Below are 21567 nucleotides of genomic sequence, written 5' to 3' on the forward strand. Positions count from 1 at the left end.
TTTAGAACCTTTAATTAGATTATCATTTTTCTCGTGCGACTACCAATTACCAATTACCAATTACCTCTGCCGAATTGGAATCTCGATCGCGAATTCAGTTCCCCCTCCCGGCGCGGAAATGCAGCGCAGTGTACCTCCGTGCCTTTCCACCACAATCTGATACGAGATAGACAGTCCTAAACCAGTATTTTTGCCCACTGGTTTAGTAGTAAAAAACGGGTCAAATATCCGAGACTTAACAGACTCTGCCATTCCCGAACCGTTATCTGAAATTGCGATCGCAACCCGATTGTTTTCCAACACCTCCGTGCGAATCCGAATCCAAGGCAATGCGTCGCCACTTAAAGGTAAAGTCGGAAAATCTTGCCGTTCCGCATCCGAAGAACTCACCAATTCTAACTTTCTATTCCTGACATTTGCCAAAGCATCAATGGCATTACTTAATATATTCATAAAAACTTGATTTAACTGTCCGACATAGCACTGTATTAATGGCAGATTTCCATATTCTTTAACTATTTCAATATTACGATTCCTGCCATTTTCTTTCAGTCTGTGCTGCAAAATCAGCAGAGCACTGTCTATTCCTTCGTGGATATCAACACGCTTAATATCTGATTCTTCCAGGCGGGAAAAGTTGCGCAAAGACAGAACTATTTGGCGAATTCGCTCGGCTCCGGTTTCGATTGAAGTCAGCAAATTCGGGAAATCCTCTTTCATAAACTCGAATTCTATTTCTTCAGCAAACTCCGCAATCAAAGAAACAGGTTCCGGGTAATGTTCTTGATACAAACTGCACAGTTCCAGCAAGTTTTTAGCATACTCGCTAGCGTAAATGATATTGCCGTAGATAAAACTGACAGGATTATTAATTTCGTGAGCAATTCCCGCTACTAGCTGTCCCAAACCCGACATTTTTTCCGCTTGAATTAGTTGAGCTTGAGTCCTGCCTAATTGTTTCAATGCTTGCTCTAGCTGGCGATTTTTATGTTTTAATTGAGATTCGGCTTGTTTGCGCTTGGTAATATTGCGGGCTAGAATAATAATTTGATCTGAATTAAACGGCAACAGTCTGGCTTCATAAGTTTTTTCTTCTTCCGACATGGAAAGCGAATACTCTATGTCGATTGAATTTCTTGTTTCGGAAATTTCAAAGATTGCTTGGGCAAATTGGCAGGCGACATTGTGTGGCAATATGTCTGTCATTCGTTGGCCCATAAAATGTTCGGGAGGTACGTATAAATTTGAGGAAGTACCTGACAAATAATCCACGATTATACCGTCAGCATCTAGTCGAAAATACAAATCAGGTAAAGCGCGAAAAACCGCTTCTAACTCTAAAGTTTTTTGGCGCAATGCTTCCTCGGCGTAGTACCGATCGCTAATATCAACAATCACCCCATCCAAACAGCAAACGTTCCCATCTGCGTCGAACACAGGAGAACCTTTATCCCACACCCATTTAACCGTGCCGTCTGCTGCTAGCAAGCGGTATTCCAAGTTATAAGAGTGTTTGTTTTCTATTGCTTGCTGAATAGTGGCTTCTACTTTTACCAAATCTTCCGGGTAAATAATGCTAGCAAAAGCCCTACCTCCCCTGTTCAAAGGCGAAATAAAATCGGCAGCAGGGTAGCCCGTTAGTAAGTAAACGGCATTGCTAATAAAACTTGTCGAAAAATCGCATTGCCAGCGATAAACCACTCCGGGAATATTCGCTACCAAAGACCTAAATCTGGTTTCGCTGCGGCGCAAAGCTGCTTCCGATTCATGGCGTTCTGTAATATTGCGAGCGAAAGCTAGCACTGCAAATATATTGCCTTCAGCGTCGCGCAGGGGAAGTTTTTGGGTGTCAAAAATATGTACTGAACCGTCTGCAACAGTGGCCGCCTCGCAGGGATTGTGGATGATTTCGCCTGCGAGTACAGCATAGTCGTCTGTGCGGAATCCTCGGATATTTTTGGCTAAATTTCCAAACACTAGCTCTTCTGAAAATCCTAATTCTAAATCAGATTGGGTAATGATTTCTTCGGCTGTTTTATCAATTGCTTGAGCGAAACTCTTGTTTGCCAAAATATAGCGAAAATTTTTGTCTTTGGCAAAAATCCAGTCACTGGTTTTGTCTATTACTGTGCGCAGCAGTTGTTCGGAACGTTCGGTTTTTTCCAAAGCTACCTGCAGTTCTACTTCCAGGCACTTGCGAGCAGTAATATTTTCAAAAGCAACGCCGACGCAGTTGTTGGGTAATGGAAAAGCTTTAATAGAAAAAGCGCGAGTTATTCGGCCGCCTTCATCGCAGTCAATATCTTCAATTTCTACGGCTTTTTGGCCCAGAATTACCGAAGCAAATGCTTGGGGAATGTTTTTCGATCGCAGGTGGGGAAAAATCTCGTCGATTGTCATGCCCAAAACGTCGGCCATTTCTAATCCGGTAAACAGGGTAGCAGCGGGATTCGAGGCGATCGCCCTGAGGGTGCTGTCATCGTCTATATTTTCCAAATGGTAGACGTACAAACCAATTTGCATATTCTCGACAATTTGGTCGTAGAGGCGCACGCTTTCGTCTACCTGCCTGCGTTCGGTGATATCTTCAGTAATACCTAAAACGTACTGAGGACGGCCTGCGGCGTCGAGAATTGGCACTTTGCGGGTGTGCAGTATTCTCATACCTTTGTGGCGAGTTTGAATCGGCTCTTCGGCTATGTCTTTAACAGTAGATTGGTTGCGATCGCCGGTCAATAGTTCCCTGTCTTGAGCAGTAAAAACATCAGCTTGTTCTTTGGGGTAAATATCGTAGTCATTTTTGCCGATCGCCTCTTGAGAGGTAACACCTGCGATCGTTTCTCCCGCTTTATTCCACAGCACAAATTTCAGCGAAGAAGCATCTTTAGCAAAAACTCCCACAGGCAGATTTTCTACTACGGAATTGAGGAACCCTCTAGCTGATTTTAATTCAGCTTCTGCACGCTTGCGTTCGATGCCTAAAGCAATGACATCGGCAACCGATGCTAAAGTTTCTTGAAAAGGTGTTGTCAGCGGCTGGCTGCTGATAATTACCATGACTCCTACCAGGCGTTCTTCGACTATCAAAGGGTAGCCGGCGAAGGTGAGAATTTGCTTGGGAATTGGGCAATTGTCCGGCTTGTGAGTGGTGTCGATAATTGCTACTTCGGAACTGGGTGCCGCTGTTTCTTTCGCGGATTCTTCCTCTGGGAGTCCAAAATTATTCAGTTCAAATCCGCAGTCAAATTCCGGTTTTTGCTTTTTGGCGATCGAGTTAACCTTAGTTTCAATAAAGCTAGCCCGATCGTCTGTGCGGCCGTAGATTCCCGAGGCTGCTTGCAATTCCCAAACATTATATTGAGAGTTGAAAGTCCAAATTTCTGCAGAGGCGACATCGAGATTCCGCACCATTGCCTCGCAGCAGGGAAGCAGGATATCTTGAGGGTGTTTGGTGAGGGCAATACCGACATCGGCTACCATTGCTGTGAGGCGAGAAGCTTGGGCTTTTTCTGCTTCCAACCGTTTGCGATCGGTGATATCTTCCACCAAAGAAAGCACGGTAAAAGTCTCGCCGCTGCGAATAATCGAGTTGAACCAGCGACACCAAATTACCTGTCCGCTTTTAGTATAGTTGCGGTTAATTGAAGTATTGCCGTTGCCGGTGGCTAGTTCGAGTTCGATCGCGCTTACAGCTTCTCTATCTTCGTCGCAAACCAAATCTAAATCGCCGAACTGCTTGCCCATCATATCATCGGATGTCCAGCCAAAGATTTCCTCGGCGCGTTTAGACCACTCAACGATCCGAAAATCTTCATCCCAGCCCACCATTGCCAGGGGAGTGTTAGCTGCATTCAACCACAGTAAATGGTTCGATCGGCGCAACTGTTGAGTTTTCTGCTGCTGCCAGCGGTAGTGCCTGGTGATATCTCTACCGACGCCCAAAACCCGCATCTGGTTGCTAGAGGCATCCACCGCTGGCGTGTAAGCAGTTTCGTAAATTTTAATCCCGCCGTCTGCCGCCGTAACCTCATGAATTGCCAGCCTTTTTTCCCCGCTTATAAATACTTGTTGCAGGCAGGAATCAACCTGCAAGATTATATTTTTAAGAGCAGCATTATTGGGATATAATTTTAATAATTCCTGATTAGTTTTGTTGACTATTTCAGCAGGATCTAATCCCATCCAAGCAGCAGCAACAGGATTGATAGATAGGTACTTTTGCTGTCGATCGCACTCTAGGAAAGCATCAACAGAGTTAGAGAAAAAAGACTGAAACGAGTTGATAACTTCCTGCATGGGTATTTTTTCATGAGAAAAGCTTAGGAGTGTGGAAACCTCGTGTCTTTAGGCTCATACGTTGCACCATTTTCAATAAGTTTTTATGGGCGGGCTCTCCTGCCCACCCCACAAGAAATTAACTCTTCGCTTCACAGGCCGGAAAGCCTGTTCTTAAGAATGGTGCAAGATGTGAGTAGACTAGGCGAGGAAACACACATCAGGCAGTTTTAACCGCCTTGAATATTAATTATTGTTACAGGGGGACTACTTGGTCGCTTAATACTTTTGTGATCTACTTTCCACGGGACAATTACCGTTTCAAACATTTCACCCGCGATCGCATAGCAGCTTGCACTAACACCCATATTTTTGATAACGTCATCAGTTAAGACGATATGTGGTCAACTCTCTCTTTTGATTAGGGCAGGAAGCCCCATCTCTTCAGAGCGGGGTGCTGACTTGCAAGTTAAGCTGTAAAATTTTCCTAAAGTTAGTTTAACCCACTCAATTCTTTTTTCGCACTTTACTGCTGCGTTTCCTAGTGCAATTTTCGGCACAGTTCCCTATAATACAAAAATTTTCAATAAATAGTATTTTTGGAAATATAGCTTAATTAGAGCATTTGCTCTTTTTTTAAACCAGACCCAGCGGATACAAAACGGAGATGGGGAGAAGGGGAGACGGGGAGAGGTTAATCGATAACCTTCGAGAAAAATGCTTGAGAAATGCGGGATAGCTTACCGATTCCCCATTCGCAATTCGCAATTCGGTAATCTGAAAGCGGTTTTGCAGTACGCTCCGCAAAGAACGCAAGCCGTGCAAAGCCATGTAACATAAAGATTGCGATATTTTTATATGTAACATGGAACTATTAGATACCTTGATTGTGGGTGCGGGTATTAGCGGTTTGAGTTTGGCGCACGCACTTCACAAGGAAGCAACGAGTGCATCCTCGCTGAAGATTTTAGTCGCTGAGAGTCAGGGACGTGTGGGCGGGAACATCACAACTGTGACAGCGGGGGGGTTTCTCTGGGAGGAGGGCCCGAACAGTTTTTCACCGACTGCGGAATTGATGAAGTTGGCTGTGGATGTGGGATTGAAGCAGGAGTTGATTTTTGCCGACCACAAATTGCCTCGTTTTGTTTATTGGCAAAATAAGCTGCAACCGGTGCCGATGACTCCACCGGCGATGATTCAGTCTCAGTTGCTGAGTTTTCCGGGGAAACTGCGGGCGCTGTTCGGGGCTTTGGGGTTTGTCGCGCCGGCAATGGGCGATCGACTTTCGCAGCAGGGTGACGAGGAAACTGTTTCTCAATTTTTCCGCCGTCATCTGGGGACGGAAGTGATGCAGCGGTTGGTGGAACCTTTTGTTTCTGGGGTTTATGCGGGCGATCCGCAACAACTTAGCGCGGCGGCGGCTTTTGGGCGGGTAACGAAGATGGCTGATGTGGGTGGCGGGCTGGTGGCGGGGGCGCTGCTTTCTGCTAGGAAAAGACCGAAGAAAATGCCTGCTGACCCGAATGTGCCTAAGACTAAGCCGGGGGAGTTGGGTTCGTTTAAACAGGGGTTGAGTGCTCTGCCAGAGGCGATCGCTGCTCAATTGGCCGATCGACTGAAACTCAACTGGCAATTGACTCGCCTCCAGCGTACAGAACGCCAAACTTACATTGCTGAATTTTCCACGCCCGATGGGCCCCAACAAGTTGAGGCGCGCACCGTGGTTTTGACAACGCCGGCTTACGTTACAGCCGATTTGTTGCAGCCTCTGCAACCGGAAGTTAGCAGCGCTTTACAAGCTTTTACTTATCCTACGGTTGCCTCCGTTGTATTAGCCTACCCGCAGTCGGATGTCAAGGGTAAATTAGTAGGTTTTGGAAATTTAATTCCGAGGGGGCAGGGAATTCGCACTCTCGGAACGATTTGGACATCGAGTTTATTTGCCGATCGCGCGCCTGCTGGTTGGCAAACTCTCACGAGTTACATCGGCGGGGCAACAGACTCGGAAATTGGCAATCTCGACTCAGAACAAATCGTTCGGGAGGTGCACCGAGATTTGTCTCGGATTTTGCTGAAACCAGATGTGCCACAGCCAAAAGTTTTAACGGTGAAGCTGTGGAAGCGGGCAATTCCTCAGTACAATCTGGGGCATTTCGATCGCCTGCAACAAATCGATCGGGGCTTAAAATCTTTGCCAGGGGTGTATTTGTGCAGCAACTACTTTGGCGGCGTGGCTTTGGGAGATTGCGTGCGCAGGAGTTTTGAGCGTGCGCTAGAAGTGCGCGAGTATTTGCAGAACCACGAATCAGATACTCGATCGATCTGAATTATTGCGTGGGGAGGGCGAGTTTACAAATATCGAGTATGTTAATCAGAGATATTCGTGAACCCGCCCCTATACAGCCTTCTGCCTTGTGTTCCGGCGGACGTTTGGCGAATGGTACTAGGTTGTTGGCTCAAACTTGTAACCCACCCCCCGGACGGTTTGAATCATCGATATTTGAGTGGCATCTGGTTCAATTTTGCGGCGAATTTGACCGATATGAACATCCACCACGCGATCGGCTCCTACATACTCGTAGTCCCACACTTCATGCAGCAATTCCGATCGCCTCCACACGCGACCGGGTTTGCTGGCCAAACAGTACAACAGGTCGAATTCTAAAGCAGTCAAAGCAACTATCTGACTGCCGATAATTACCTCGCGGCGAACCGGATCAATTAGTAGCTCTCCAAAGGTAAGACTTTGTTGTTCGGCGGGAGTAACAATGCGCTTGCGCTTTAAAATTGCTGCCACGCGAGCTCCAATCTCTACAAGACTAAAAGGTTTAGTAATGTAGTCGTCAGCACCTTCGGCAAACCCTTTCATTTTGTCAGCTTCATCGGTTCGGCTGGTCAGCATCAACACAAACACGCCCGTGCGTCTTTGCATTTCTTGACACAGTTTGTAGCCAGTAGTATCGGGTAAATTTACATCTAGAACTACTAAGTCAGGATTGAGTTGCTCAAATAATTCCAGACCAGTCTGACCGTCCTCGCCAGACTCAACTTGATAACCTTGCTGGCTCAAAAAACGCTGAATTAAATTTCGGATTGCCGGGTCGTCATCAACCACAAGGATTTTTACAGGGGCCATGACCACAAGTTTGCTTGAAGAATTTGGCAAGAATATTCAGCCATAATAATAGAAAACTGGATACAAATCTCGAAAAAATTGAGCTTTTAATAGTTATAGCCATATTTATAACCTACGCAAGATTTCAGGCAATAAATCTCCGGGAACTTTGGATAAGGCTAAATTTTGGCCAGGCAGCCCACATTCACTATAGAAAGCTCTAATCGTTTTGACAATATAGCTCAATGCTGTTTGCCGGGAATCAGCAGCTTGGGAGTTTGCTGGGGCTTGCAGGCTGAGTTTATCCCCATATGTTAACCCTTTGTCCTTGAGATGTTGTCCCCATTCGGCGCACACTTGCAACTGGTGGTGCAGGGCTGCTTCTAGATGGCTTGTCTGTGCGGCTTTGTTGAGGGCGAAATCTGGGTCTGTGGCTAGTTGATAGTGGGCTAGTCCGAGATTGTTGCGGGCGGCCAAGGTGTCAAAGGTGAGTTGCGTTCGATCGATCTCTGCGGCGATATCCAGGGCGGCTTGGTAGGCGGTAATCGCCTGCTGCAAAGATTCCGTCCGCGCCTGTTTTTGCTGAAACTGGTTCGCCAAATGCCAATAAGCGGTACCGAGATTATTGTAGGTGGCGGCGGCTGCTGCGGGTACTAATTCTCGGGTGCGGTATTTCAATGCTTCGCGGTAGGCCTCAATCGCCGTGACTAGCAGGGGTTCTGAGGGTTCGTGCTGGGCGAGGTTCCAGTAGGCGGTACCGAGGTTGTTTTGCACTCCGGCATAGTTGAGGGGTTCTCGTTGGGGACTGTAGCAGGAAAGGGCTTGGGTGTAAGCTACGATCGCGCTTTTGAGGTAGACGATCGGCTGACCATCTTGGGCTAAATTCCAGTATGCTGTCGCCAAATTATTCTGAGCAGCAGCGTACTGCTGGGGTTCCGCGGCGGGGTCTAGATCCTGCAGCGCTTGTTGGTAAGCTGCAACTGCTTGCTGCAAGTTTTCTGTCTTGTCTCGATAGCGCGCTAAATCTGCCGAGGCGATTCCCAAATTTTTGTTTAATCTAACGCGGGTTTGGGGTGCGCTCTCGGCATCTGTTCGCCTCAAACCTTCAAGGTAGAGGGCGATGCTGCGTTCGAGGCAGGATACCGGATCTGAGGCGTTATGCTGCGTGCGATCGCGCGACAGCATCCAGTAGAGAGTGCCGAGATCGTTGAGCAGATCGGAAATTGGGGGTAGGCTGTAGGACTGTTGGGCGTACTGAGTTAAATTTTGTGTCAATTGGGCAATCAGCCGGGCGCATTCTTCGGTTGGTGGTTGATTTTGCTGCGAGTTAGCGTCAAGTTCGAGGTACGCAATCACTTGTTCGATCGCGCCAATGGCGATTGTCAGGTTTTGCTCAGAAGCGTCTCCGTCCAGAATGCGATCGCGGTAGTAATTCCCCAAACTGTGATAAGCCAAAGCCAATGCTTCGCAACAACACTGATGTTCTTGCAGCAGTTCGATGTATTGCAAGGTTTGCAGCGGCAGAAAATTGTCCTCCGATGCGGCATTATTTTCTGCTTCCAACTCCTGCGAGGTCGCTGCTAGCACCAAATCTGCCAGTTCGACGGATTTAGAATCTGGCGCTGGGGATGGGGAATCGGGAATTGGGGATGGGGAATCGGGAGTTGGGGATGGGGAATCGGGAATTGGGGATTGTCCAGACAGAAAAGATATTACAAGTTTGTCGCCGGAGTCTCCGTTGTCCTGACAGTTTCTCAAATCTTTGGAGTGCCCGAAGTCTCCCTTAGCTGGAGTTGGTTCGCCTTCAAACTCAAATACTCCGGTTCGCCAGTGCCAAAATTCCGGGGCCGACTGCTCGATCGAACTCAGCCAAGGGCGCGACACCCACAGCAACAGAGTAGACTCGCACAATTGCAGGTTTGCTTCGATGTCCCTCAAATAGCTCAGGAACGACCACTGCACGGATGCTGAGTGCCTGGTCAGGTGTTCTGCCCCGATAATTTGGAATCCCGGCAAACGGCTGTAGCTGCCCCTGTTTTGGGGCGGTGGGTGTTGGGTCAGCCACGCGGCGATCGAAGCCCAAGGATTTGGATCGCTCAAGTCGAGTTCCAAACTGACAAATCGGGGGTAGTCGATCGGGGAGCGAGGATTGGAGCCTGCGCTCTCTGCAACTAATTCTGCCTGCAAGCGGGCTGCCAGACAGTCCCGCAAGCACAAGTCGTCGCAGGCGGCAATAAAAATTTGACGGCGTAAATTGAGGTCGATCGCCTGTTTCAAGCGTTGGTAGATCAGCTTGTTGGAGCTAGAAACTTTTTGGGAAGGAATAGACATCAGAGTCTGGCGATTTTAGATTTTAGATTTTAGATTTTAGATTTTGGATTGTAGATTGTAGATTGTAGATTGTAGAGTTGAGAGTTGAGAGTTGAAATCTCGATCGCTCATAACTCGCAACTAAGCCCCGAAGGCAGTCAATCGCACCGATGATGACCAAAGGATTGTAGATTTTCAATTGGCAATTTTATATTGGTGACGCACCCGTCGGATTAATTGCAACCTAAGTCCCCGATCCCGACGGCAGAGAGGAAAAAACCAAAATTCTGCTTGTGTTATTTAGCTTTCCAGCTCGCTTGGCACGCTTCAGGATTGTTGCAACTACCTGCTTTGTATTGAAACACAAAAACCATGTTTCCATTGGTTGGAAAACATGGTTTGCTGAAGGATTATTTAAAATTGCGATTTGATGAAGCAGCTTTGAGTGCAGCCCTGTTTTTAGACGGAAGCAGCCACAAACACCAAACCGGCCACTAACAGCGATCCTGCAATACCCATGATGATATAGTTCCGCTGCTGATTTTTGTTGGGAGGTACGGCTTCATACACTTTCGGCTCTTTAGCAAAGTTGTTCAGGCGTCCATCGTCATCTTTGATGTAAGGCATCAGTCACAATCCTTAATATTTTTGATGTTTACAACTGTACCAAAAAAGCGCCCAGGAAAATTCGGCCATTTATTTGGAGGTGACAGTGCCTGTTTGGGGAGAAGAGGCGATCGCGTAATCTTTGACCGGCATTCTGCCTGCTAAGTACGCTATCCGGCCCGCTTCTGCTGCCATTCCCATTGCTTTTGCCATTGCCGGGGAATTTTGGGCATTGGCGATCGCGGAATTAATCAAAAGTGCATCGGCTCCCATTTCCATTGCTTGAGCCGCTTCGCTGGGCGTTCCGATCCCCGCATCGACAACCACAGGAACCTTAACCGTCTCAATAATTATTTGAATGTTGGCGGCATTGTTGATCCCTTGTCCCGAACCGATAGGCGAACCTAAAGGCATGACTGTCGCACAACCGACTTCTTCGAGGCGTTTTGCCAGCAAGGGATCGGCATTGATGTAGGGCAAAACTGCAAAACCTTCTTTAACTAATTGTTCTGCAGCTTCCAAAGTGCCGATCGGATCTGGCAGCAAATATTTAGCATCGGGAATCACTTCTAATTTGACAAAATTATTGTCTTCTTGCCCTAAAAGTTTCGCCATTTCCCGCCCTAAACGAGCTACTCTAATTGCCTCATCCGCAGTTTGACAACCGGCAGTATTTGGCAGCATCCAAATTTTAGTCCAATCGAGAGCCTCTGCCAATCCTTCATGACCGGGAGCATTTGTTTGCACTCGCCGCACCGCCACGGTAACAATTTCGCACCTGCTAGCGTTGACACTTTGCTGCATTTCTGCAATGCTGCGATATTTTCCCGTCCCCGTCATCAAGCGAGAATGAAAAGTTTTGCCGGCAATAACCAGAGGTTTGTCTAAAGGTGGCGTTGCTGTGTCTACTGGATAGCCAAAAATACTGTACTCAAGTGCCTCTTCCCACTGTGTTCTGCCACCCATCATCTCTTCAAGCTTCCAACCTTCTTCTATTGTGAGATCGTCGTGGCTAACAGCATATAAAATTTGCCCTACAGTAATTAATTTAGCATCTCGCGGCATATTGTTCTGCAATCCCCGCGCTACAATCTCTTTAAATTCGCTGAAATGATCTTCCATTGTTCCACTCTTCCCTTGTGATGATTTGAATTTGTTCGCTATTAACAACAAAAAATATTTTTTGAATTTGCTTTTCGGTATCCCAAAACAGAGCTTGTTTGATGCCAGCGTTGATTTTCCCGACATCATAATTTTCTCGATTGATGTGAAAAACAACGGCTGATGCACCTTGCTTTTTGGATCTACTGATGCCTTCTTGCACTCGGTCTCTGATGTTTTGAGTCTGTTCAGTCAACTCCTTAAATTCGCAAATCTCACCGTCAATCTCAGCGTCTGGTGTTCTCACACCTTCTGCTGCTTGCTCGCTCAACATTCTAACTCTCTTCCCTATTTTAGCCAAAATTTCAGCTAGAAATATTTCCGAATTATTAAGATTGTGTTGTTGGTGAATTAGCACAAATCCGCCAGCTATCTCATCAAAATAATATCGCCGATATTCTGGTTCTGCATTTTCGTAGATGGCTCTGCTTGTCTCGATATATTCTGAATTTACCGTTATTATACTGTTGATAGGCTCCGAGCGGGTAGAGTTAAAGGTATGAAATCAACTGTCGAGCAACTGGCTCAAATTGGAATATTTGCCAGCTTAAACCGAACTGAATTAGAGCGATTGCAAGAACATACAGCAATTCGGACGTACAGGCAGGGAGAAGTTGTGATGTATGAGGGCGATCGCATCCCCGAAAAATTATACACTCTTTTGAGCGGTTCTCTGCGGGTTGCAAAAACAGCGGCGGCGGGTAAAGAAACTATTCTCCGCACTTTATTTCAGGGAGATATTTTTGCCGCACCTGCTTTGTTAGGCAACGGCATTGCCCCCGCAACGGTGACGGCAGAAACTGATGTGCAAGTTCTTACCACAGAACGGGAAGTTTTGCTAGCAGCTATTCGGGAAAATCCCGAGATTGCTTTGCGAATATTGGCGGTTTTCAACCAGCGGTTGCAGCAACTGCACGAGACTGTGCACGGGTTGGTGTCGGAAAGGGCGATCGTGCGGCTGGCTCGATTTATTCATTACTTTGCCGTCGAGCAAGGTACGAAGATTGCTAATAATAGTGTATGTTTAGAAAAACGTTTTCCCTACTATCAAATTGCTCGCAGCATTGGGATTACCTACGAAGAATGCGTGCGGTTGTTTAAGAAACTCAAGCCGTTTCTCTCCTACAGTCGAGGCGGTAAAATTATTGTATTGGATTGGAAAAAATTGGAGGATATCGCCTCTGGAGATGAAATAGACTAAATGTTAAAATCCCAATTCTTGTAGGAGCAGGTTTCACAAATAATATTTGACTTCAACTCACTATCTATATAAACCCACCCCCCGACAAACTGTGAATAAGGGCGGGTTTATGAGATTATTGATTTTAGGCAGTTAGGGTTGGTAAAACCCGCCCCTACAGCAATATTGCGGAAATTAATTAGCCTCAGAAAGTGTCAAAATAAACGCTAAATTTTCTTCAGCTTTCAAAGCGTGGAGTGCGCGAGCAGGCATGAAAACAAACACCCCCGATTCCAAAACAATATCCTTGCCTTCCAAAGTCAAAATACCCTTTCCTTCGATGACATTAACTGTGGCATTTCGTGCCGAAGAGTGTTCCGAAATTTCCGTGCCTGCTGCCAGACAAAATAAACTGTACTGACAATTATTGTCTTTGACTAAAATTTTGCTCAACACTCCGGCGGCGGGATATTCAATTGTGTCTCGGAGTTGGATTGTTGAAGATTGTAGCTGTAAAAGAGTAGCAGTCATAGTTTTTGATAATCAATAAATTTGGTCAGAAAGCCCCGAATTTACAAGTGGCTTCACTATCTTCAATCGAAAATCGAAAATCGAAAATCGATTGACTCGGTTAAGATTGTTTTTTGGCAGACATAACGATGTAGCCTAGATCCTGTTGGTAATGCTGGAAAACTCGACGCATTGCTAAGATACGATCGCGAATTTGCGATCGACTTAATATATTCCACAAAATACGCACAGTACCCACAAACCCTTCATCTTCAACCATTCGCCGCAAGTTGAGGAGCCCCATCGCCCCGGTTTGACACTTTTCTACCTGCAAACCCGCCTTTTGGCAAACAGCAATCCAGCCAGACTCAGACAAAGGCGTTGAATTAACCCGAATCACTTCTGATAAAGCTTTGTGAATTTCAGATTCTCGGTTTCTAGCTAAAAGTTCGTGAGAGAGAAACTTGCCACCTGGTTTTAAACGATCGCAAATTCCCGATACAATTTTAGCTTTCCCTGACGGCGACTGCATCGTCAGGATAGCTTCAGCCAAAACCCAATCAAACTGTTGGGAAATCCGATCCAAGTGAAAAATATCTCCTTCCACAATTTCCACTCGATCGCTCAAACCGGCTGCTGCAACATTAGCACGAGCGCGGGCCACACTGTCGGGATTTTTCTCAACTCCCACTACTTTTACGCCAAAACGTTCAACAAGGGCGATCGAACTATATCCAAAACTAGCAGCCAACTCTAAAACAGTCTCCCCAGGCTGAAAATCCGCCCATTCAAATAACTGTTCCGTAGCAAGTTTCCCCCCCGGCCTCAGCATTCTTTTACCCGCCGCGGCCAGAACTTCATGTCCGGGTGCAGTCTTAAAATTGAGAGTAGTATTGGTCATTAAATTGACCTCCTATTTAACCTTACTCTCAGTTTGTCAAATTCTCCCAAATCTTTCTATGAGCTAGCTCATATTCAAATTATCGTAGGCTGACGCACCTTACAATATCAGGAATTATACTCGGATCGTCACTTGGTTAATTAGAGCTTCTGGGGCCATACAATTAGGGCTAAAATAGTTAAAATTTCGGTTTTGATCCGGACTTATTCAGGGTTGAGCGCCGCACTTCTTCAACTTGACTGACTTGAAAAATCAGGGTAAATGGTTGACCCATTTCTTTTTCGACAAATGCTTCTAAAAGCTGCACCTGTTTGGGTGTCAAAGGTTCGCTGCTGCGAACACTCAGACGAACTTCCGGCGGTTTCGCCAACCAGTTAGTATCGCTTTTAATCATTTCCACTCGTTGAAAAGTGATAGTTCGGTTAAGCAACGCCCGCTTCAGACTGGCTTCTAGTTGCGCTTGCTCGATCAATTCCGCAAAACTCACCCCCAGAGGAATCACAAGTATAGTCGTCAATCCTAGCGCCCACAAGAGGGCTTTACCGGCGCGATGCAGGGGCGTGTAGCCGGCCATTAAAGAGGTTAGCATACAGGAAAGAGTAATCCCCAGCAAATTAGTAAGATACAGGAGGCTTGCTCCCAAACTGAGCGACCAATTAGCTTGAGATAAGCCTAAACCTATAACACAAATTGGCGGCATGAGAGCCACGGCGATCGCAGTTCCCGCCAGAGTAGCAGAAACTTTGGGCTGAACTTTCGCATAGCCGCTGATTCCTCCAGCGGCGATCGCAATTCCTAAGTCTAGTAATGTAGGTTTAGAACGAGCTAGAACTTCGCTCCCAAAGTCGGGAAGTTGTACCAAAGCGCCCAAAAAACAAGCTAGAAAAATTGCTAGCAGCGTCCCGACTGCTAATGCAATTAAACCTTTGCGGAAGAGGAGAACGTTACCTTCTACCGCTCCAAATGCTAACCCTCGAATTGGCAACATCAGAGGCGCGACGATCATTGCACCGATAATTACGGCCGCACTGTTGGCAAGCAGTCCAAAAGTGGCAATTATACAGGAGCCGAGAATTAAGACAAGATAGTCAATATCTAGGGTTGATTCTTCCAACAAGTCAACTCGTATTTGCTTTAAATGCTCTGGAGCAATCCTGCTCCTGGTGAAATATTTAAGACGGTCTCGAATATTGTTGAGCAAAATAATCTCCTTAAGTCGGGGGATTGTATCCGTCAAACGATTTTAGATTTTAGATTTTAGATTTTAGATTTTAGATTTTAAATTTACTCCACTGATTTGAGATTTGAGATTGACTCCACTGATGAATCTGGGAGCTTGAACAAAAGTCTAAAATTTGGGGCTGCTCACCAGAGGAGTCGGGGGCTTGTATCCGTATGCAGGTGCGAGCAAAAGAATCAAAATCCCAGCCAGCAAGTGTTCGAGGATGTCCCGGAACCCGAAAGCAATTGCCGCGCCACTAATACCCAGCAGTTGCATCAAATCCCCTGCTTTGAATGACTGGATGGCGATGAATGACGCGATCGGCAATAATTGATTTATAATCAAGATATCTACTCCACCCGAATAATACCGAATCATGCTCGCAGAAGCAAACGCGACACTTTGGCCTAGTCTAATTACTGTTTCAGCATTAATTGTCTACTTCGTTGTTACCATCAACGTCAGCAGAGCTAGATTCAAACACAAAGTTTCTCCCCCGCAGATGACAGGAAACCCAGACTTTGAGCGAGTGGTGCGAGTTCAGCAAAATACCTTAGAGCAAATGATTCTATTTTTGCCCTCCCTGTGGCTGTTCTCGCAATTTATCAGCCCAATTTGGGGTGCTGCTATCGGCGCCGTTTGGATAATTGGACGTATTTTGTTTGCTTGGGGTTACTATCAAGCTGCCGAAAAAAGAGCGGCAGGATTTGGCATTAGTACCTTAGCTACTTTAGCTTTGCTTGGTGGTTCCCTAACTGGCATAATTATGTCGCTGCTGAAGGTTTGAGCATAGCTTCCGATCGACATAATTGTTTTTCTACTCGTTTCCAGGCTCTACCTGGTAACGCATATTCGGAGGCTCTGCCTCCAATTTTCCTGCTGAAAAAGCGAGGCTGAGCCTCTCGACAGCGGTTCCCAGGCAGAGCCCGGGAACCAGTTATAATGTAATAAATGTTAGGAGTGAATATGTCAGAAACCAGCAAACCCGTATTTGAAATTAACCCGAAACTTTTTCAGCAGCTTGTCGAGTGGCAAGAAAAACTTGAACGAGAAGATGAATTAGCAAGCGAGTCAGAAAACGAGAAACCAACTGAGGTAAAAACTCCTCCCGACAGTGATGAACAGCATTCTCAAACAGATAATTTCTAGCTGGTGGCTAGCTGCATCTTTTGGATTTCCGGCTGCTGTCTCGGCTCAATCCCTGACACCCAGCCAAATTCAGCAAGTCAATAGTGGTTTGTTTCGTTCTAACTCTCAAGATTTCTTTCAGCAAGGCAATCGGCAACTGGAAAGGGAAATCGCAATTTTGTTGCAAAAAACTGTCACTTCCGAAGGTCAGATTCTGGAGATTGATGAAAAATTGCGCTCTCAGATTTGCAGCGAAGAATTAAAAATATCTTCGCGCAACTTTGATAGAGTAAATGCTACTCAGGTTGCCAGTTTTAATGCACAACTGAAAGAGATTTGCAGGCACAATTAAAATAAAAATGAGGTAAAAATTAAAAGTTTCGTGTTAATGGATAAAGAAGCAATGACCAAATTAAAACTAGCAATGCTGGAAGCGGAAACAGTGGCTCAATTGGCGGCGATTATTATTGATTATACTCATGAGGAAATCATGCTAGTTTTTGGCGAGCTAGAATGGGAACAGCAGGCTAGAATTAAGGATATTTGGAAGACAGTTTGAAGACTTACAAATCTATAAAGTCGCAGATCCCGGGGCAGGACACGGCATTGCCGTGTCCCTACAGATATCGCGTGCGCTCTATATCTAGCTCTACTCTTTAGCAAGCGATTCCAGACACAATTGACGGAAATGATCGCCCCGCTGCTCGAAGTTTTGGTATTGATCGAAGCTAGCACAAGCTGGCGAAAGCAGCACTACTTTAGCATGATTTTGTCTGCCTAATTCTGCGGCTCTCGGGATTGCTCGTTCCATTGTTTCGACTATTTCCCAAGCATGGTAATTTGCTTGTGCGAGCCGATCGCCAAAAAGACTCGCTGCATCCCCAATTAACAGCACCGCAGCAGCTTTCGCCTTGATTGTATCAATCCATGCGCGATCGTCCCCTTCTTTGGGGTCGCCGCCCGCAATTAAAACCGCCGGTGCGCTAACAGAAGCCAACCCGACTTGGGCGGCGTCGTAATTAGTAGCTTTGCTGTCGTTGATGAAATCTATGCCTTCCCAAGTGCAGATGTGTTCGAGGCGGTGCGAAACTCCGGGGAATTTAGCGATCGCCCGGGCGATCGCACTTTTATCTATCCCCGCCAAATTAGCCGCCGCCACCGCCATTAACAAATTCTGCAAATTGTGTTCTCCCACCATCCGCAAAGACTCAGCAGGCAGAATTTTCTCGCTTTGAGCTATTACCCAACCGTTTTCGATGTAGGCTCCAAAAGTGCGATCGCCCAACAAATCTTTTTCACCTTTGACACTCGTCCAACACGCATCCGGCCAAACGTCAACTCCTTGTTGCCGCAAACAAGGATCGTCGCCGTTGATTACTTGCAATTCAGACTTTTTCAGCAAATGCGCTTTAATGTTGTAGTAATTTTCTAAAGTTTTGTGGCGACTGAGGTGATCCGGCGTCAAAGTCGTCAAAACTCCGATTCGCGGCGCTACAAACGGCGAGGATTCTATCTGATAGCTGCTAATTTCTGCGATTACCCAATCCGGCTGTTTTTCGGCTAAAGCTAATTCACACGCAGCATAGCCAATATTGCCGCAAGCGGGAGCGTAAAGCCCGGCTTCTTCAAAAATAGCAGCAATTAAAGCAGTAGTAGTAGTTTTGCCGTTAGTGCCCGTAATTCCCACCCAAGGAGATTTGAGGTAACGCCACGCGAGAGCCATTTCTCCTATTGTTTCAATGCCTAACTCTCTGGCGCGCGCTAATGCTGGACTGTCCCAGGGAACGCCCGGACTTACTACTATTAATTCTATAGATTCGACTGGTTCAAAAGATTGACCTAGCTCAACATGAATTCCTTCGTTAGCGAATTCCTGTTGCTGTTCGAGCAAGCTTGGGGAAGATGAGCGATCGCTCAGCGTTACTTCCCATCCTTCGCGTTTTAGCAGTCTGGCGGCGGCAATTCCTGATTTTCCTAGTCCAATGATATGAGCGATCGGCATAAGTTGTGTGTGTGATGGAGCGAACTTCCCTGGTTTTATAAGTTTATATCTTAACCTTCCATTGGTTTTTGGCTATTGGCCATTTTGCTTATTTTTTAAGAGAGCGATCGAACTCTGCTGAGAGGCGCGCGTTTTCGCAGTAATTCTAATAAATTTACTATTTTTATTAGTAAGCTTTAATGTTATTTAGCTCTAGATTGTAACAAGTACGTTTCTCAAGTTGGTTTGCCTGCACGCCCTCTGTTTGCCCCAGACCCGCCAGGGGTTGAAAACCCCTGTCTAACAGCTAAAGTCAGTTAAAACTGAGATATTGCACCATTGTCAGCAACAGGCAAGATGCCTGTTCCACAAAAGATAAATTTTCTTGTGGAACAGGCATCTTGCCTGTTCACAAAAGGCTATTTGAGAATGGTGCAACATAGGAGTTAAAACTGACTGAAAAGTATGGTATGTCAGGGTTTCAGTCCTCTTAAGAGGACTTTAGTTTTGAGACGGGGGTTTCAACCCCCGGCGGACTGAAGCGGAGGTTTTCAACCCCCGGCGGACTCAAATCTTGTCAATTCTAACTTTTCACGATCGCCCCAAAGTCAGCCAACACCCGCGCGTGATTCCGCAACAACCCCAGTAAATTCAACCGATTTTGCTTAATTTCCGGGTCGGAGTCCATCACCAAAACGCTTTCTGGCCCGTCGAAAAAGTTGCTGACAGTCGGAGCAATCTCAGTCAAGCTATCTACTAATTGCTGGTAATCGCGAGTTTGTTTGGATAGCAGCGTTTGCGGCACTAACTGCACTACTGCATCGTAAAAAGCTTGTTCAGACGACTTTTGAAATAACTCCGGTTTCACCGCCGTTTTCGGTTCCAATTCTACTTTATCCAAATCACCTTGAGCCGCCAAACGAGTTGAACGGTTGACGGTTTCGTAAATCAGATCCAAAGTCTGATTATTGCGGATTTGTTGCAGAAAAAGCGCTCTTTCCAGTGCGTCCAACAAATCTCTCAATGCTCGTTCAGTATATTCTGGGTCGTTTTCTCCCAAAACTGCATTTACCAAATCGTAATCTACATTCTTTTCTTCTTGCAACAAAGTCCGAATTCTTTGTAAGAAAAACTCGTATAACTGATCGAGCAACTCCGGCGGTGTTTCTGGGCGCGTTGCGGTAAATTCGGCAACAACTTCGGCGAGCAACTTGTGCAAGTTTACTGGCAACTCAGCAGCCCAAATAATGTTAGTTATTGCATTGGCTGCGCGGCGCAAAGCAAAGGGATCGGATGAACCTGTCGGCAACATTCCCAAGCCGAAGATGCTGACTAATGTATCTAATTTGTCGGCTATTCCGACAATTTGACCTGTCAGAGTTTGCGGCAAATTATCGCCAGCGCCTTTGGGCAAATAATGTTCAAAAATCGCTGTGGCTACTGCTTCCGGTTCGCCGCTTGCTAAGGCGTATTTCTGCCCCATGATTCCTTGCATTTCGGGAAGTTCGTAAACCATTTGGGTTACGAGGTCGGCTTTGCAAAGCAATGCTGCTCTCGCTATGTAAGCTTGTTCTTCTGCTGTGATTTGCAGTTGATTTGTGATGAGGCTGGCAATCTTGCACAGCCGATCGACTTTTGCGCGTACTGTCCCCAAATCTTCCTGGAAAGTAACTTTTTCCAACTTGGGCAAATAATCCTCTAGAGGCTTTACCAAGTCTGCTTTGTAGAAAAACTGACCGTCTGCCAATCTCGCCCGCACTACTCGCTCGTTACCGGCGGCAATAATCGCCGCTTTAGCCGGGTCGCCGTTGGAAATTGTAATAAAATAGGGCAGAAGTTCGGGAAAATCGGGGCTTTTGAGGATGGGAAAATACCGCTGGTTTGTAACAATAATTGTGGTGATTACTTCCGGCGGCAATATCAAAAATTTCTCGTCAAATTTGCCGACAACTGCGTTCGGCCATTCTACTAAGTCGGTGACTTCTTCTAACAAATCTTCGGTAATGTCGGCGTAACCGCCTTGTTTTGTTGCTGCGGCTTCTACTTGTGCTTTAATTTGAGTTTTGCGCTGGGTTCGATCGACCTCCACGCAAGCAGCCCGCAGACACTCGACATAATCCTCGGCTTGCGGAATCGAGACCCCCCCCGTCCCCCCCTTGCCAAGGGGGGGTGTAGGGGGGGTGTATAACACCCGGTGTCCTTGGGAAATTCGATCGCTATTGACCGTATCCGAACCGCTCACCAATGTAATTGGCAGTACAGTATCATCCAACAGTGCCACCATCGATCGAATCGGGCGCGGAAACTTCAAATCTCCGTCGGCCCACCGCATAAATCTTTTGCCTTCTAACTTATTAATCCACTGCGGCACAAGTTGTGCCAAAATATCCGCACTCATCCGCCCCGGAATCTTTTTAAGCACAAAAACAAAATCGCCTTTATCGGTAGCGCGAACTTCCAAAGCATCAATTTCTACGCCCTGCTTTTTCGCAAAACCTTCCGCTGCTTTCGTCGGTTTGCCATCTTTAAAAGCGGAACTCGCCGGCGGCCCTTTTACCTCTTCTTCTCTATCTAATTGCTGAACTGGCAGTCCTTTCACCAGAACGGCCAAACGCCTCGGAGTAGCGTATACATTAATGGAGTCATTTGTCAAGGATTCTTCTGCCAGAGTTGCAGGTACAAGTCGCTGCCACTGCTGGGCGCTGCTTCTGACAAAAGATGCGGGCAATTCTTCGGTACCGAGTTCTAATAAAAAGTTAGCCATATAACAGTGTTAGGTGTTTGTGTCAATAGGCAATTAATCTGCCCGTTTAATCATTAGAAAAGTTACCGCTCTGCAGTGAAAAAAAACCTGCAATTGCAATCGCGATAACCCAATCCCAGAATTATTTTACCGACGCGCAAGTCCTATTAGATCCAAAAAAGACTCAAATGATCAGCATACCACGTAAAATCGGGGGTGAAAGACAAATAGCTCAACAGCTCGTCAGGAACCTCAGCCTGAAGGCATGAGGCTTGAAAGAGAAATCTGACAAGCCGTTCTGACGGGCCATCGTCTTAACTGACTACGTTTTTTGAGTCACGACACCCTGGAATGCGTAGCTAGTTCCTTGCTCTGTCGCTGAAGGTTAAACAGTTCTAAGGTCACGCTCGACAGTGCTTTCAGCCTAACAAGCTC

18 protein-coding genes are annotated in these 21567 nt (G+C 46.4%); 6 read left to right on the forward strand and 12 right to left on the reverse strand.

Annotation, left to right across the window (positions count from 1 at the left end):
- Positions 1 to 60: 60 nt before the first annotated feature.
- On the reverse strand, positions 61 to 4296 hold the full coding sequence (locus QUA20_RS15510) for a PAS domain-containing protein (RefSeq protein ID WP_333189693.1): 4236 nt from the start codon (positions 4294 to 4296) through the stop codon (positions 61 to 63).
- An 844-nt stretch (positions 4297 to 5140) separates the two neighbouring features.
- Here QUA20_RS15510 and hemG point away from each other — a divergent pair.
- Entirely contained in the window at positions 5141 to 6601 is a 1461-nt protein-coding gene (hemG, locus tag QUA20_RS15515; RefSeq protein WP_333189694.1) for a protoporphyrinogen oxidase, read from the forward strand.
- Positions 6602 to 6718: 117 nt separating this feature from the next.
- Here hemG and QUA20_RS15520 read toward each other — a convergent pair whose 3' ends face one another.
- The 5 genes from QUA20_RS15520 to QUA20_RS15540 all read right to left on the reverse strand — a co-directional run bounded on the left by QUA20_RS15520 (position 6719) and on the right by QUA20_RS15540 (position 11741).
- Positions 6719 to 7411, reverse strand: a complete 693-nt coding sequence (locus tag QUA20_RS15520; RefSeq protein ID WP_172187699.1) for a response regulator transcription factor — start codon at positions 7409 to 7411, stop codon at positions 6719 to 6721.
- Between the two features lie 105 nt (positions 7412 to 7516).
- Positions 7517 to 9721 (reverse strand): tetratricopeptide repeat protein, encoded by a 2205-nt coding sequence (locus QUA20_RS15525; RefSeq protein ID WP_333189695.1) that lies wholly within the window; start codon positions 9719 to 9721, stop codon positions 7517 to 7519.
- Between the two features lie 438 nt (positions 9722 to 10159).
- Positions 10160 to 10327: a photosystem II assembly protein Psb34 gene (gene psb34 / locus QUA20_RS15530; protein WP_333189696.1), complete on the reverse strand. Its 168-nt coding sequence runs from the start codon at positions 10325 to 10327 to the stop codon at positions 10160 to 10162.
- Between the two features lie 69 nt (positions 10328 to 10396).
- Positions 10397 to 11428 (reverse strand): thiazole synthase, encoded by a 1032-nt coding sequence (locus QUA20_RS15535; protein WP_333189697.1) that lies wholly within the window; start codon positions 11426 to 11428, stop codon positions 10397 to 10399.
- Positions 11403 to 11741 (reverse strand): CdiA C-terminal domain-containing protein, encoded by a 339-nt coding sequence (locus tag QUA20_RS15540; RefSeq protein ID WP_333189698.1) that lies wholly within the window; start codon positions 11739 to 11741, stop codon positions 11403 to 11405. Before QUA20_RS15540 ends, QUA20_RS15535 begins: the two co-directional genes overlap by 26 nt.
- A gap of 225 nt (positions 11742 to 11966) precedes the next feature.
- Here QUA20_RS15540 and QUA20_RS15545 point away from each other — a divergent pair, with 225 nt between their 5' ends.
- Complete coding sequence (locus QUA20_RS15545) at positions 11967 to 12668, forward strand: Crp/Fnr family transcriptional regulator (protein ID WP_333189699.1); 702 nt, start codon at positions 11967 to 11969, stop codon at positions 12666 to 12668.
- A gap of 174 nt (positions 12669 to 12842) precedes the next feature.
- On the opposite strand, the gene QUA20_RS15550 is transcribed toward QUA20_RS15545, so the two are convergent.
- From QUA20_RS15550 to QUA20_RS15565, 4 genes are all read right to left on the reverse strand, one after another.
- Positions 12843 to 13178, reverse strand: a complete 336-nt coding sequence (locus tag QUA20_RS15550; RefSeq protein ID WP_333189700.1) for a cupin domain-containing protein — start codon at positions 13176 to 13178, stop codon at positions 12843 to 12845.
- Between the two features lie 100 nt (positions 13179 to 13278).
- The gene (locus QUA20_RS15555) at positions 13279 to 14058 is read right to left on the reverse strand and encodes a methyltransferase domain-containing protein (protein ID WP_333189701.1); all 780 of its coding nucleotides are present in this window, start codon (positions 14056 to 14058) and stop codon (positions 13279 to 13281) included.
- 178 nt (positions 14059 to 14236) lie between these two features.
- A complete protein-coding gene (locus QUA20_RS15560; RefSeq protein ID WP_333189702.1) occupies positions 14237 to 15295 on the reverse strand; it encodes a DUF389 domain-containing protein in 1059 nt (352 codons plus the stop codon).
- 111 nt (positions 15296 to 15406) lie between these two features.
- Positions 15407 to 15625: a hypothetical protein gene (locus QUA20_RS15565; RefSeq protein ID WP_333189703.1), complete on the reverse strand. Its 219-nt coding sequence runs from the start codon at positions 15623 to 15625 to the stop codon at positions 15407 to 15409.
- Positions 15626 to 15656: 31 nt separating this feature from the next.
- On the opposite strand from QUA20_RS15565, the gene QUA20_RS15570 reads away from it, so the two are divergent.
- The 4 genes from QUA20_RS15570 to QUA20_RS15585 all read left to right on the forward strand — a co-directional run bounded on the left by QUA20_RS15570 (position 15657) and on the right by QUA20_RS15585 (position 16967).
- Positions 15657 to 16067: an MAPEG family protein gene (locus tag QUA20_RS15570; protein ID WP_333189704.1), complete on the forward strand. Its 411-nt coding sequence runs from the start codon at positions 15657 to 15659 to the stop codon at positions 16065 to 16067.
- Between the two features lie 179 nt (positions 16068 to 16246).
- The gene (locus QUA20_RS15575; protein WP_333189705.1) at positions 16247 to 16429 is read left to right on the forward strand and encodes a hypothetical protein; all 183 of its coding nucleotides are present in this window, start codon (positions 16247 to 16249) and stop codon (positions 16427 to 16429) included.
- Positions 16398 to 16760, forward strand: coding sequence for a hypothetical protein (locus tag QUA20_RS15580; protein WP_333189718.1), 363 nt, complete (start codon positions 16398 to 16400; stop codon positions 16758 to 16760). The genes QUA20_RS15575 and QUA20_RS15580 overlap by 32 nt, the downstream gene beginning before the upstream one ends.
- Positions 16761 to 16811: 51 nt before the next feature.
- On the forward strand, positions 16812 to 16967 hold the full coding sequence (locus QUA20_RS15585) for a hypothetical protein (protein WP_333189706.1): 156 nt from the start codon (positions 16812 to 16814) through the stop codon (positions 16965 to 16967).
- 90 nt (positions 16968 to 17057) lie between these two features.
- On the opposite strand, the gene murD is transcribed toward QUA20_RS15585, so the two are convergent.
- Complete coding sequence (murD, locus tag QUA20_RS15590; protein ID WP_333189708.1) at positions 17058 to 18410, reverse strand: UDP-N-acetylmuramoyl-L-alanine--D-glutamate ligase; 1353 nt, start codon at positions 18408 to 18410, stop codon at positions 17058 to 17060.
- A gap of 562 nt (positions 18411 to 18972) precedes the next feature.
- Positions 18973 to 21153: a glycine--tRNA ligase subunit beta gene (glyS, locus tag QUA20_RS15595; RefSeq protein WP_333189709.1), complete on the reverse strand. Its 2181-nt coding sequence runs from the start codon at positions 21151 to 21153 to the stop codon at positions 18973 to 18975.
- Positions 21154 to 21567 lie beyond the last annotated feature (414 nt).

The organism is Microcoleus sp. Pol7_A1 (assembly GCF_036701085.1).
Classification (GTDB): domain Bacteria; phylum Cyanobacteriota; class Cyanobacteriia; order Cyanobacteriales; family Microcoleaceae; genus Microcoleus; species Microcoleus asticus.